We start from the raw sequence: 12,438 nt of genomic DNA, 5'->3' as shown, positions 1-12,438 counted from the left end.
CATTTTCTCTCCCAATTAAATTAAGGGATATAACTTATTAAGCTTTTTGATGATTATTGGAATTCAACCCCTTTCCAGGGGGATGTGGTATGTGTGGTGCTTTCTTTTAAGTATTCTATATTGACAGAATCCGGGGGAAAATAATGATTTTCCTCAATTATTATTGTTGTATCACTCTCAGCAAGTATTACTCCGTTCCACTTTGCAATTACCACACTTAACTCCTCCTTATAAACATAAAATACCGGATATTATGAAAAAATATCCCTCAAGATCATATTAAGTCTTTTTTACAACTAATATTCAATTTTTTGGTAAATAACTTCACAAAGGAAACTATAAGTATTCATTAAAATAATTTGTTTTGGGTGTTATATTTTATGAAATTAAAAGCTCTCTTCGTTTTATTGGTTATTATTACTGTATTGATAAGTGGATGCACAAGATCAACTGAAGATGCTCAACCTTCAGAAGATGCTACCTCAGGTCCTACGAATGATAAGACTATAGTCATAGGATCCAAATTGTTCCAGGAATCTTTTATTCTGGGACATTTGATATCCCTCATGCTGGAAGACAATGGGTATAAGACAGAAGTAAAAGTAGGTCTGGGAGGTACGTTAATAAATTACGAAGCCTTGAAGAAAGGTCAGATCCAGACATATGTGGAGTATACAGGTACTGCATACAGTCAGATCCTGAAGAAACCGCCGTTAGACATATGGGACCCTCAGGTTATCTATGAAGAAGCTGAAAAAGGTTTACTTGAGCAGGATGGAGTAATTATAGTAGGGAAGCTGGGATTTGAAGATGCATATGCCATTGCAGTAAAAGAAGATTGGGCCAAGGCGAATAATATTACCAGGATCAGCGACCTTGAACCTTATGCCTCAGAAATGAAAATAGGTACCGATCCTGAATTTGCCACCAGGGAAGACGGTCTTCCAAGCATACAGGCAATATATGGATTCAATTTTAAGAATTATCAACAGGGTCTGGCAACCATCATGTACAAGGCAATAAAGAACGATGAAGTAGAAGCCATATCTGCGTATACCACAGATACCAAGAATGAACTATTTGATCTGAGAATCCTTGAAGACGATAAGAACGCACTGCCGCCCTATGATGCTATAATCATTGTCACAGAGGAGTTTGCTGCTGAAAATCCGGATGTCATTGAAATAATCAGAGAATTAGAGGACACGATCGATACAGATTCTATGCGGCAGCTCAACTACCAATATGATGTGGATAAAAAAGATGCAAGGGACATTGCCAGGTCCTTCCTTATTGAGAAAGGATTGATTTCAGAAGCCTGATCCTTTCCTCCTTTTATTTTTTCCCATGGCATCCAGAAAACTCTTTGACCGGATCGATTCAATTCAGCTGCAGAATATTACAAAGACATATGACAGCCAGTTCGCAGTCGAGCAATTGAACCTTGAGATAAAAGGCGGGGAATTGCTGATATTGATAGGTCCCAGTGGTTCTGGAAAAACCACCGCGTTGAGACTGATAAACAGGCTCATAGAACCGGATGAAGGCAGTATTTACATAAACGGTAATGATATTACAGAATTCGATCCCGTGAGTTTGCGCAGAAACATCGGATATGTGATCCAGAATATAGGCCTTTTCCCTCACTTGACAATAAAGAACAACATAGGGCTCGTTCCGAAACTGGAGGGGTGGCCTGATAAGAGAATATGGGAAAGAGTCAGATATCTTCTTGACTTTGTTTCAATGCCCCCTGAGACATTCATGGAAAGGTACCCGAAACAGTTGAGCGGCGGCCAACAGCAGCGGGTGGGACTGGCCCGGGCTCTTGCAATGGACCCGCCGCTCCTCTTAATGGACGAGCCATTCGGGGCACTTGATCCCATTTTAAGGAGGCAGCTGCAGGACGAGTTCTACAGGATCAAGCAGGAAATTGGAAGGACCATTGTATTTGTGACCCATGATATTGACGAGGCATTTATTCTCGGAGATCGAATTGCCATAATGGCCGATGCCGGGCTCGTTCAGGTGGGTACCCCCGAGGAGCTTATACTTAACCCTGAGAACGATCTGGTAGCTGATATTGTCGATTCTAAAAGAAAATTCAAACATTTAGATGCCCTTAAAGTGAAAAACCTGATGTCCCCCATTGATAATACATACCTTTTTGATGCAGCACTGACCGCAAAGCAGGCGGGTGTAAGAATGACAGAAAACAATGTAGAACTGGCTGTTATTTGCGACGGATCAGAACTTCTGGGTATGCTGCACATGGCCGATCTGTACCAGTCTAATGATGAAAGACCCCTTCGCGATATTGCAAAACCTTCTGTTGTCTTCGCTCCAAACGACCCTGCTGTCTCAGCGTTGAAAGAATTAAAAAGCAGGGGAGAATCAATGGCAATTGTATCTGACGGGAACAATCCATCCGGGCTTTTCCTTTCGAATGAAGTGCTTTTGAGGTTGGTTTGACTACTGGAGAGGGATTGTGGAGAACATCATACTTATATTTTCGGATATATGGAAAAGCCAGTTGCTGACGGTCCGTACTGTAGAGCATCTTTCTATGTTCAGCATTGCACTTTTTGCAGCAACGGTCATAGGGATAAGTATTGGAATATTCATTTTTTTTCATCCGAAAATTGCCGGTCCTTTCCTTAATGTGCTGAATATTGTTGAAACGATTCCAGATATTGCTCTGCTTGTTTTTCTCATACCTCTTGTGGGAATAGGACCTGAACCTACCATTGTAGCTTCAGTCCTGTATTCGATTCTTCCCATTGCCAGAAATACCTATACCGGTCTGAAAGGCGTAAGCAGAGAGTATATTGATATCGCCCGTGCCATAGGACTTTCAAAAGCTGAGATCTTATATAGAGTACGGTTGCCAATGGCCCTCCCACTTATCGCCGGGGGTTTCAGGATCGCTCTTGTGTTCACCATGGGTGTGGTAACATTGGGCGGTCTGATCGCAGCAGGGGGCCTGGGTGCTGTGCTGCAGAACGGTATCCAGCTTTTTGATGTGAATACTATTCTGGTGGCAGGGTTATGGACAGGAATACTGGCAGTGATCCTTGATGGATTTGCCGGTATGATTGAAGGCTGGCTAAAAGGGAGGTATGGTGCATGGTAATGTTTTCCACCATTTCTGACGCTACGTTTGAACACATTATACTGGCATATACGGCCCTTTTTGTGAGTATCGTTTTGGGGGTGCCACTGGCGTTTATTTCCCTCTATAGCGAAAAACTGGCTTCTGTTGTTATGAAATTAGCCAATATGGCCCAGGCAGTTCCCAGTTTCGCTGTTGTTGCAATCGTTGTCCCTCTCATTGGCATAGGGTTCTGGCCAGCTGTAATAGCTATCATGCTCAGGGGTCTATTGCCTATTATTAAGAATACCTATATAGGACTGTCAACTATTGATACGTCACTGATCGAATATGCAAAGGGAATAGGATTGACCAATTGGGAGATAGACAGACATATCAGGTTCCCAAATGCCTACCCTGCAATGTTCGCCGGGATAAAATTTGCCGGCATACTGGCCAATAGCATTGCAATTCTTACTGCTATTATCGGAAGTGGAGGATTGGGTGAACTGGTTTTTGAGGGACTTATCGGCTTTCGTACCGATCTGCTTCTTGCCGGGGCCCTGCCTGCAGTAGTCTTGGCTTTGTTTATTGACCTATCTTTTACGGTCATGGAAAAGAGATTGACACCATTTCATCTCAGGGATTAGTCAAAGCCAGTTCACGAATTTTTCTAATGACCAGCAGCGCATCATCCCGCTTAACATCAACTTCGTTATTAACAAAATAATCTATAAGGGACCCCTTCTTATCAGCAGGGACAATTCCCAATTCCACGCCCTTTTTGACCATTGAATGATATGTTCTGTCAGGGTAATACATTGACCTGACAGCCTGTAATAGCCCATCCGCCTGTTTTGTATCAATGATACCGGCTTTTACGGCTCCTTCCAACGTCGTTCTTATATTGACCAAAGGAGTTGAAAGCGGTTCCAGCGTATCGGGATGGAAGGTAACAGCTACTTCATCATCAGAATTAATAAACCCATCACGGTACCATTCAAAGATCTGGCCCACCCCTATCATTCCGTGTGAATGGAGTTCAGAGGATCGAAGCGCGCCCATACTTGAGCCCCCCACAACTTTCACTCCGGCTTTTACGGCACGTATGATCTCCCTGTGTGCCACGGCGGCCCTGTCAAAAAATATCCCGTCAATGATCCCGATAATATCAGGTTGTTCCTTATCCAGCAGGATGTTAATATCATTTCTTTTTACAGGCGAGCGGTAATCTGCATCTAATAGTCCCCTTGCATCTTCCCATGAAAGGCTTGTGCCTGTATAAACCACGATCTTGGTCATGCACCGGGCCGCCTGAATAAGCGTTTTTCCCTGGGTTTGCGTCCTATCTTCATTCGTTTGCCTTTGCGGTCCCTATCCAGGGTATACTGCTCGAATGTGGGAAGTACGGCCCTGATCACGGGGGCATTGATGGAATTTCGTGAAATGTTCACAATTATGGCATTGGGAGCAATACCTTTCAGTGCCGCCACTGTGGTCTCGATATTCCTGGCAGGGGTATCAGCGGATCTGTCTTCCAGATCTGTTAGGGCGACTTTCTCTTCAGACTCCGAATACCAGTAACGATTCAGCCGCCTCATTGCATCGTATCCGAACGTTCTGACCACTGATTCCCTGTCCGTATCCTCACGGGCTCCATGTATCTGGACCACCCTGCTCTGAGCTGCTTCAGTAAGGGCTCTTGAGACTGCGATCTCAGGTCTGAGATGTGAGCCTGCGCCCATTACCAGCATTGCAGGGTCTTTCAGGACCGGGTCATCCAGTGCACATACTACAGTATAAAGATCAATATCATGTTTCAATAACCATACCTTTGTAATAATCCCGGCAGCTTCGAACTTCTTTTTAAATTCGTAGACTAAGCCATCTCCAGGAGCAAGTATTATCTCACGTCCCGGATTCTTATTATACTCGGCTATACTGAGGGCATCCCGTTCAATTACTTCTAATAGACCGTGCAGGATGGCCTCTTCAATGGTATTGCCTGCCGCCAGTCCGTTGGTGTTGCTTCTGAAGAGCTTTGCGCCCCCGTTTGTAGGATTATAGGGATGGAACACTGCATTGGACGGTACCAGGATATTCTCTTTTGTCATCAGGTCATATCCTATCATCCATTCAACTCTGGTATTCTGCATTATGGGCCCGGCCAGTAAAAGATCAATAGGAGGGAGGGTATTTGATTTTCGGGACAGTTTCTCATATGAGTCAGTGATTATTGGAAATGTTGTATCATCTTCAATGTCTGAACTGATTTCCGGTTGCTCAGCACAGCAGCGCTCAATGCTTTCCATTATGGCAGATATCCTGGCCTGTCTCTCATCGAAACCTTTTCCACTGTAGATTGAGATAGCTCCAGTAGCTGCACTTGGTCTGATGGCTGATAATACCGGTATCCCGACACGGTCCAGGTCAGTAATATCGGCAATACGGGTGACTCCTATCTTATCCAGTACTCCATCGATGTTTTTTAACGTGTCTTCAGCACTTAAGACCCTCTGGGAGCCTTCTGCATATTTTATTGTGGAATCGATCTCAATGTTCATGTTATAATCCTATTTTGATCTGGTAATATTGGTATAATCTGGAATGTAGGGTTTTCGTTTGTAATAGTTATATATCTTACTATGAATTAAAGAGTAGTATCCAATGCAAGAGACTTTCAATTTCGGTTATTTCATCCCGATATCTACAGTAGACTGGCACGGCCGTAGTGCATCTGTCCTATTTTTCAGTGGATGTCAATTCAGATGTCCTTACTGCCAGAATCATGCTTACCTGTACCCAGGGAATGAAATGAAGATTATGGAGATAGAATCGCAGATAGAAAAAGCAGCCCTCTACATCAGTGCTGTAGTATTTAGTGGTGGTGAACCGACCCAGCAGCCTGATGCATTAAAAATCATAGCAAGGTTCGTGAAATCTAAATCGCTTTTAGTAGGTCTTCAAACAAACGGTTTTGGGTATAATGTGATAAAGGACATGCTTGAGGAAAATATCCTCGATAAATTGTTCATGGATATTAAAGCGCCTCTTGATGACCCTGTCAGGTACAGCAAAGTTATAGGATCGGACATTCAGTACGGTATAAAGGCTGTTGATAATATAATCAGATCCCTCAATACAGGTCTGGCTTCAGGAATTGAAGTGGAGGTCAGGACTACGGTGTTCAGAAGATTAGCAGGCATGGAAGAGGTTCATGATATTGGTTCTTATTTAGATGGACTTGCTACCAGGAACCTGACATATGTTATACAGCAAGGGATACCTGAGAATACCTTGAATATGAAGGACATATCGATATTTAATAGAGAGGAACTGCTGGATATGGCCAGATCCATTCAGGGTAAATCTCTCAAAAAAATATGGTTACGGACAAAGGAAAACGGAGATGAAATGATATTATGAAGATAATTGCTTTTGTGGGAATGCCGGCATCAGGTAAGGGTGAAGCCGCCATTTTAGTCAGAGAGATGGGTTATACGGTAGTGAATATGGGAGATGTGATCAGAGAGGAAGTCAGCCTTCTGGGACTTGGACCTACTGATGAAAATCTGGGCGGGACAGGAACCAAAATAAGGAGGGAAGATGGATTGGCAGCGGTTGCCAGGAGGTGCATTCCGAAACTGGCTTCTCTTGATGTTGATACTGCTATCGTGGACGGGGTACGCAGCATTGAGGAAGCGGACTTGTTCAAAGGTGAATTCGGCGATGATTTTCTCTTGATCAATATCGAAGCGAATGATAATGATCGGCTTGAAAGGATTAGAAAACGAGGCAGAGTCGATGACAAACTCATGGATAAGGACGCACTGCGCATCCGTGATGAAAGGGAATTGGGATGGGGAATGGGGGAGTCTATTAAATGGGCTGATCTGACTATTGAGAACAACGGCACTGTGGAAGAGTTCAGGGAAAAGGTCAAAAAAGTATTAGAGAAATACAGATGATCACTATTGAAGTTTCGGCCCCTGTCAATCCTACTGAAGACCTTAGTAAGGTACAGGCAGCCATCGAAAATATTTTCATTGGGTTGGAATTCCAATTCCAGGAGAGGGAAGGTATGAAAACCAGGCTGGTCGGGTCTGGTAATCATGAATCTTTAATTAAACTGCATGAGCTGATTAGAAACAGAAAGATACTGGATACTGCCCGAACCAACATCAGGCTTGAAGAAAATATTGTGACATTTCTTTTGAATAAACAAGCCGCAATTGTAGGAAAAGTAAGTTTCCCACCTGGTGATGAGCCGCTGGGGAGTATCTGGGTGGAAATTGTTGCGCAAAGTCCTGATGAAGCCATGAAAGTAGTGGATTGGCTGGCGCCTCCCACTGAAGAGGGTACTCCCAAATTTGAGATAGAATTATGACCTCAAAAACGAGATTAACCGGATTATGCCTGGTTAAAAAATCAATGACAGAAAGGTTTATATGAAAAGTTGGCAATATAAAACTTACTTTCATCTATATTTATAAGTTTATAAAGTCTTGGCTTTTATAGATCGAATTTGTTAATTTAACATTTATATAAACATCAAATTGATATTAGATTCGGAGGAACGAGTTTGGCAAAAGGAAAGAAAGGTCCCAGAAAAGTAGAAGGCTGGAAAGCAAAAAAATGGTACAATGTGATTGCACCTGAAATGATGGGACAGCAAGAAGTAGGCGAGACCCCGGCAAGTGATCCACAACTCCTTTTGGGACGTGTTATTGAGGTCACATTAGGGGATCTGACAAATGATTATTCAAAACAGAACATAAAATTGGAACTTAAAATAGATCAGGTGGGCGGAGATTCAGCTTATACTAAATTCATCGGTCACGAGCTTACCAGGGATTACCTCAGGTCATTGATCAAAAGGCAGACATCAATGATCGATGCCAATATTGATATCAGGACTCGGGATGGATATAAAATTCGTGTGAAACCTACCTGTTATACCGTTAAGCGTGCTAAAAGCAGCCAGATCAAAGATATCAGGCAATTAATGACTTCAATAATACAGCACAAAGCACGTGAATTAGAATTTGAAACTTTTATGCAGGATGCAGTGTTGGGTAAACTCTCTGCGCAGATATACAGGGATGTAAAAAACATCTATCCGTTAAGGCGCGTTGAGATACTAAAAACACATGTGCTCATTGAACCTGAAGTTAAAGCAGCAGTACCAGCAGCAGCTTAAACAAAACTTTTTTTTTAATTCATACCAGGTCAGGTTAATATTCCAGATCTGTTCTGGTTTTAATCAAAATCCTTATGTAACTGGTTAACCTGTTAGGTACTTTATCTAATCACCAGTGGATTTCCTATGAGACTTGTAATGAAATTTGGCGGAACGTCGGTCGGAGACGGCAAGAAGTTACGACATGTTGCAGAATTGGCCAAGAGCTATAAAGACAGTAATAACCAGGTTGTAGTGGTTACTTCAGCCCTTGGAGGAGTTACTGACGCTTTACTTGAAGCGGCCCATGAGGCCTCCAGTAAAGGTAAGGTTTCCCGTGTCAAAGAATTTATAGCAGATCTTACAAAAAAGCACCATGCTGCAGCCCATGATGCTCTTGCAGATAAAAATGTGGAAGAAACCATAGCTGAATTGGATGCCAGGATCGAAGATGTGGAAAAAGCACTTACGGGTATCTGTTATCTTGGTGAACTTACTCCCAGGTCTCTTGATTATTTATCCTCTTATGGAGAAAGGCTGGCAGCTCCTATTTTATCAGGTTCGATCCGGTCGTTGGGTGTGGAATCAGAGTACTTTATCGGCGGTGCGATCGGGATTGTAACTGATTACAATTTTGGCGGTGCGCATCCACTTGATTCGTCATATGAAAATGTAAAAAAGCATCTTTTACCTTTGCTGGCAGGTACAATTCCCGTAGTTGCAGGGTTTATTGCACAGAATGAGATGGGAATAATCACCACATTAGGTCGTGGAGGGTCAGATTTTACAGCGTCCATCATAGGAGCATCCATCAATGCCGACGAGATCTGGCTATGGAAAGAGGTTCACGGTATCATGACCACGGACCCGAAAATAGTACCAGAAGCAAGGCCGTTGACTGTGATTTCCTATATAGAGGCCATGGAGATGTCTTTCTTTGGGGCCAAAGTACTACATCCCAAGGCAATAGAGCCTGCCATAAAGCATGGAATCCCTGTCAGGGTCAAGAATACCTTTGAACCGGAATACCCGGGCACTCTTATAGTTAAGGATCAGAATCCAACACAGGATGTAGTGAAGGCAGTAACTGTTATCGATAAGGTAGCATTGGTAAATATCAGTGGTGCCGGCATGGTTGGTACCATAGGAGTGGCAGCCAGGGCATTTGCTGCTTTGGCAGCAGCAGGAGTAAATATTATAATGATCAGCCAGGGTTCGTCAGAAGCAAATCTGTCCATAGTGGTTGATGAACCGCACCTTAAAAAAGCTGTAAAAGCATTGAAGCATGAATTCAATAATGGAGTTGTAGGTGCAATCGAATATGATGTTGACGTCTCAGTGGTAGCTGTAGTAGGTGTGGGGATGGCAGGAACACCAGGGGTTGCAGGCAAGGTATTCGGAGCATTAGGCAAGCATAGTGTCAATGTTATCATGATCAGCCAGGGCTCATCCCAGCATAATATCTCATTTGCTGTCGGGAAGAACGATGCCTCGAAAGCTGTCCAGGTGCTTCATAAAGAATTCTCACTTGAGAAGCTTTAATAAGAATAAGTGCAAAGTAATTTATCGTTCTCAATTTAATTGAGAGTGCAGGGTGATATTATTCAGCAATATAAATTAAAAAGAGGATACAAACCTGAAATTGAACGCATAAAGGAAATCATAGAAGCGAATTTTCCAGTTCAGCCCACTGAAAAAGATGGGAAGCTTGTATTTAGTTATGGTGCAATAAAACATTTTGAAGCCTGGATAGCTGATAAGAGACTTTTTTTAGAAACCGTACCAAACAAGGAGGTTATTTCTGATGAAGAAGTACTGGACACTAATAAAAGGTTCAGGAAATTCCTTGATGAAGCTACAGGTTATACTTCAAAACAACGGGTCAAGACGGCAAAAAAAGATGTACAGTGATTGAGTATTTTCAATCGGAGTACTAATGCCAAAAGATATTTTTGATATATTAAAGGGAATGGATATCCCAACACCTTTGAGGATATGCGCCGGGACTGATGGATCTGTAACATATCTATTAGAACTTTTAACCAAAGCGCAAGTTGAGGTAGTGACACAGAGTCAGGTAGTAAAAGAAGCAACTCATAAAGAAGCTGAAACTCTTATGATCGAGCCCGGAAGCCCGGTTAATCACAGGGAGGTCCTGCTTATAGCCAATAATATATCTTATGTGTATGCCAGATCCTTAACACCTATAGATCCTTTGCCTTTAAAAGTAAAAGGCGATCTGATGCAGGCCGATATCCCTATAGGAGGGATATTGAGAAAATACAAATTAGAGACCAGAAGGGACATTTTAAAAATTGAGACAAAGAAAGGTTCAGGTCTATTTAATGGTATTAATGTTATCTCAAGGGAATATGTAATCATTCACAGTGGGAAGATACTGATGTGGATCAATGAACAGTTTCCAATTGACAATAGATGGAAATTGTAATCATGGTGGTGTAACCCTGGCTCTCAGGCACTCATTTACCTGGCTTACAATATCAGGATAGTCGCCAAATGCTGTGCCCAGATCGATTGTGCCCACAACATCAACGATTCCAATAGCAGCGATACCATATCCCTCGTTGTTCTTAATTGTGGTGACTACAACAGGTATGCCTGTATAGGATCCTGTTTTTGGAATGGATTTAAGTGTTTTATTTGTCTCAAGCGCTTTTTCAAGAAGAGGTCCGGTATAATTATAATCAAGTACTTTTCCTTTCTCGACCCTAACACCAAGATTATTCAAAGTTTTCATGGTAACAGGAAGTCCTACTAATTCATGGACTGCTTTTGCGATTGGTGCTATCTCCTTACTGGTAGAATCAGCTGTAAGAGTAATTCCCAGATATTTCATTAAAATCCTCTCCTTGATATAGACTAATTGTTATAATATAGTATAATGAATCTCTGTTTAAAGTAGTTTTCCCAATAAGATTACTATTTGTATAGTCCCATAATTATTTCGCATTGAACTCTTTTTAATTTTTTCAACCATATATATCACAACCCAAACAACCTATGACCTATGCCAAAAATGGCTTCTGGTCGCATTTTTCTCCAGAATGCTTGTTCTGGAGTTTCAAGTTTCTCAAAATTCAAACTCCCATGAGGTCTATTATTATACCAATCTACAAACTCTTCAAAAGAAGAGAATTGTTTCCTGAATCTTTGATAAGCATCAAACCATTTCTCAATTTTTCCATTCGTTTGCGGGTGCTTAACTCTTGCCAGGATAGGTTTGATTTCATATTTCAGTAAATGCTGTTTAAATTCACCATCCCATTCACCTTTTTCATTGATTCTATGCGCACCGAATTCACTACCATGATCCATGATAAGTTCCCATATAGGACATATTGGCCAATAACTTTTAACCATTTGATCAATAATTTCCTTGCTGTTCTCAGTGTTTATATTTGCAAATTCTCCACCTGCTAAGATCTTCCTGGAAGCATCATCAAGAATGGCACATACTTTGATACTATCCTCTGTATCCTCATGCCAATCTATGTGCCCAGCCGACATGCTATGCTTTCTTTCTTGATGCGAAGGAGAATTCCGGGACTATGATTTCCATGGACTATGAGGGAGATATGCTGTCTACTAATAATGATGTTTTGGACGCGTTTTCTGGTAGAGATGTGGAATACGGGATGGACCCTAATCTGGAAGAGGCTTATCAAGCGTATAAAGAAAAAGTGTTCGATCCCAACGTGAAATCATTTGTTGAGAACAAAGATCTCAGCGGCGACCAGGAAGTGAAGACCTACCCGGTAACGGCTCCGGCCTGGCTGGACGATGAGGCGCAATGGGCAGTGGATGAGATCACGCAGCAGATCAGGGAGGAGATCCACCTGGACCCCAATATCAATTACAGGACCTACCCCAACCCTGCCGATGCCATGCTGGCGGCGGCGGCTGACTTGACCCAGAAGATTGAGGCGAGGCAGCAGGACTATGTGGACAGGGACAGGTACATGAGCGGCGGTAAATACACAAGTGCCAGCGCCAAGACCATCAGCCAGGTGAGGGAGTGGTACGTGGACCAGGTGCTGTTCCAAATCAATGAGCAGTACGGCGGGGCGGCAGATATGATCAATACCCAGATCAATAAGGAATTCAATGAATCGGCTGATGATGTGCGGCAGGCCAATAAGGACGGGGC

General features: G+C 42.6%; 16 protein-coding genes and 1 pseudogene. 12 read left to right on the top strand and 5 right to left on the bottom strand.

All coding sequences use genetic code 11. The annotated features are described in order from the left end of the window. Nucleotides 1–53: 53 nt before the first annotated feature. Nucleotides 54–215, bottom strand: coding sequence for a DUF427 domain-containing protein (locus IBX40_06530; GenBank protein MBE0523969.1), 162 nt, complete (start codon nt 213–215; stop codon nt 54–56). 165 nt (nt 216–380) lie between these two features. On the opposite strand from IBX40_06530, the gene IBX40_06525 reads away from it, so the two are divergent. From IBX40_06525 to IBX40_06510, 4 genes are all read left to right on the top strand, one after another. Next, nucleotides 381–1,322 carry a glycine/betaine ABC transporter substrate-binding protein gene (locus tag IBX40_06525; GenBank protein MBE0523968.1) on the top strand — a complete coding sequence of 314 codons (942 nt, stop codon included), beginning with the start codon at nt 381–383 and terminating at the stop codon, nt 1,320–1,322. A 25-nt stretch (nt 1,323–1,347) separates the two neighbouring features. Further along, nucleotides 1,348–2,472 carry a betaine/proline/choline family ABC transporter ATP-binding protein gene (locus tag IBX40_06520; protein ID MBE0523967.1) on the top strand — a complete coding sequence of 375 codons (1,125 nt, stop codon included), beginning with the start codon at nt 1,348–1,350 and terminating at the stop codon, nt 2,470–2,472. Nucleotides 2,473–2,566: 94 nt separating this feature from the next. Continuing rightward, complete coding sequence (locus tag IBX40_06515; protein ID MBE0523966.1) at nt 2,567–3,133, top strand: ABC transporter permease; 567 nt, start codon at nt 2,567–2,569, stop codon at nt 3,131–3,133. Beyond that, a complete protein-coding gene (locus IBX40_06510) occupies nt 3,127–3,741 on the top strand; it encodes an ABC transporter permease (protein MBE0523965.1) in 615 nt (204 codons plus the stop codon). The genes IBX40_06515 and IBX40_06510 overlap by 7 nt, the downstream gene beginning before the upstream one ends. Here IBX40_06510 and IBX40_06505 read toward each other — a convergent pair. Both IBX40_06505 and IBX40_06500 read right to left on the bottom strand, forming a co-directional pair. Further along, complete coding sequence (locus IBX40_06505) at nt 3,731–4,393, bottom strand: TfuA-related McrA-glycine thioamidation protein (GenBank protein MBE0523964.1); 663 nt, start codon at nt 4,391–4,393, stop codon at nt 3,731–3,733. The genes IBX40_06510 and IBX40_06505 overlap by 11 nt on opposite strands. Then, entirely contained in the window at nt 4,390–5,655 is a 1,266-nt protein-coding gene (locus tag IBX40_06500) for a YcaO-related McrA-glycine thioamidation protein (GenBank protein ID MBE0523963.1), read from the bottom strand. Before IBX40_06500 ends, IBX40_06505 begins: the two co-directional genes overlap by 4 nt. A 103-nt stretch (nt 5,656–5,758) precedes the next feature. Here IBX40_06500 and IBX40_06495 point away from each other — a divergent pair, with 103 nt between their 5' ends. The 7 genes from IBX40_06495 (at nt 5,759) to IBX40_06465 (ending at nt 10,719) form a co-directional block, all read left to right on the top strand. Beyond that, the gene (locus IBX40_06495; protein ID MBE0523962.1) at nt 5,759–6,517 is read left to right on the top strand and encodes an anaerobic ribonucleoside-triphosphate reductase activating protein; all 759 of its coding nucleotides are present in this window, start codon (nt 5,759–5,761) and stop codon (nt 6,515–6,517) included. Then, nucleotides 6,514–7,059, top strand: a complete 546-nt coding sequence (fliE, locus tag IBX40_06490; GenBank protein ID MBE0523961.1) for a flagellar hook-basal body complex protein FliE — start codon at nt 6,514–6,516, stop codon at nt 7,057–7,059. Before IBX40_06495 ends, fliE begins: the two co-directional genes overlap by 4 nt. Beyond that, nucleotides 7,056–7,478 carry a hypothetical protein gene (locus IBX40_06485; GenBank protein ID MBE0523960.1) on the top strand — a complete coding sequence of 141 codons (423 nt, stop codon included), beginning with the start codon at nt 7,056–7,058 and terminating at the stop codon, nt 7,476–7,478. Before fliE ends, IBX40_06485 begins: the two co-directional genes overlap by 4 nt. Before the next feature lie 195 nt (nt 7,479–7,673). Continuing rightward, on the top strand, nt 7,674–8,291 hold the full coding sequence (locus IBX40_06480) for a 30S ribosomal protein S3ae (protein MBE0523959.1): 618 nt from the start codon (nt 7,674–7,676) through the stop codon (nt 8,289–8,291). Between the two features lie 126 nt (nt 8,292–8,417). Beyond that, complete coding sequence (locus IBX40_06475; GenBank protein ID MBE0523958.1) at nt 8,418–9,812, top strand: aspartate kinase; 1,395 nt, start codon at nt 8,418–8,420, stop codon at nt 9,810–9,812. A 60-nt stretch (nt 9,813–9,872) separates the two neighbouring features. Further along, nucleotides 9,873–10,181 carry a DUF5611 family protein gene (locus IBX40_06470; protein ID MBE0523957.1) on the top strand — a complete coding sequence of 103 codons (309 nt, stop codon included), beginning with the start codon at nt 9,873–9,875 and terminating at the stop codon, nt 10,179–10,181. 25 nt (nt 10,182–10,206) lie between these two features. Beyond that, nucleotides 10,207–10,719, top strand: a complete 513-nt coding sequence (locus tag IBX40_06465) for a DUF98 domain-containing protein (protein ID MBE0523956.1) — start codon at nt 10,207–10,209, stop codon at nt 10,717–10,719. Here the strand turns inward: IBX40_06465 and IBX40_06460 are convergent, their stop codons facing one another. Both IBX40_06460 and IBX40_06455 read right to left on the bottom strand, forming a co-directional pair. Further along, nucleotides 10,720–11,127: a DUF2111 domain-containing protein gene (locus tag IBX40_06460; GenBank protein ID MBE0523955.1), complete on the bottom strand. Its 408-nt coding sequence runs from the start codon at nt 11,125–11,127 to the stop codon at nt 10,720–10,722. A 146-nt stretch (nt 11,128–11,273) separates the two neighbouring features. After that, nucleotides 11,274–11,801, bottom strand: a pseudogene (locus IBX40_06455) (transposase). 38 nt (nt 11,802–11,839) lie between these two features. Between IBX40_06455 and IBX40_06450 the strand changes: the two are divergent. Then, nucleotides 11,840–12,438, top strand: a 599-nt coding sequence (locus tag IBX40_06450; protein MBE0523954.1) for a hypothetical protein, incomplete at its 3' end; no start/stop codon positions are given.

It is taken from the genome of Methanosarcinales archaeon, assembly GCA_014859725.1.
GTDB lineage: Archaea > Halobacteriota > Methanosarcinia > Methanosarcinales > Methanocomedenaceae > Kmv04.
The sequence above is the reverse complement of the archived record's forward strand: the minus strand, read 5'-3'. Positions and strand labels throughout refer to the sequence as shown.

Excerpts from the sequence above, each read along its gene's own strand:
- IBX40_06525 (MBE0523968.1), top strand. The coding sequence starts at position 381 with ATGAAATTAAAAGCTCTCTTCGTTTTATTGGTTATTATTACTGTATTG.
- IBX40_06520 (MBE0523967.1), top strand. The coding sequence starts at position 1,348 with ATGGCATCCAGAAAACTCTTTGACCGGATCGATTCAATTCAGCTGCAG.
- IBX40_06515 (MBE0523966.1), top strand. The coding sequence starts at position 2,567 with ATGTTCAGCATTGCACTTTTTGCAGCAACGGTCATAGGGATAAGTATT.
- IBX40_06510 (MBE0523965.1), top strand. The coding sequence starts at position 3,127 with ATGGTAATGTTTTCCACCATTTCTGACGCTACGTTTGAACACATTATA.
- IBX40_06505 (MBE0523964.1), bottom strand. The coding sequence starts at position 4,393 with ATGACCAAGATCGTGGTTTATACAGGCACAAGCCTTTCATGGGAAGAT.
- IBX40_06500 (MBE0523963.1), bottom strand. The coding sequence starts at position 5,655 with ATGAACATTGAGATCGATTCCACAATAAAATATGCAGAAGGCTCCCAG.
- IBX40_06495 (MBE0523962.1), top strand. The coding sequence starts at position 5,759 with ATGCAAGAGACTTTCAATTTCGGTTATTTCATCCCGATATCTACAGTA.
- fliE (MBE0523961.1), top strand. The coding sequence starts at position 6,514 with ATGAAGATAATTGCTTTTGTGGGAATGCCGGCATCAGGTAAGGGTGAA.
- IBX40_06485 (MBE0523960.1), top strand. The coding sequence starts at position 7,056 with ATGATCACTATTGAAGTTTCGGCCCCTGTCAATCCTACTGAAGACCTT.
- IBX40_06475 (MBE0523958.1), top strand. The coding sequence starts at position 8,418 with ATGAGACTTGTAATGAAATTTGGCGGAACGTCGGTCGGAGACGGCAAG.
- IBX40_06465 (MBE0523956.1), top strand. The coding sequence starts at position 10,207 with ATGCCAAAAGATATTTTTGATATATTAAAGGGAATGGATATCCCAACA.
- IBX40_06460 (MBE0523955.1), bottom strand. The coding sequence starts at position 11,127 with ATGAAATATCTGGGAATTACTCTTACAGCTGATTCTACCAGTAAGGAG.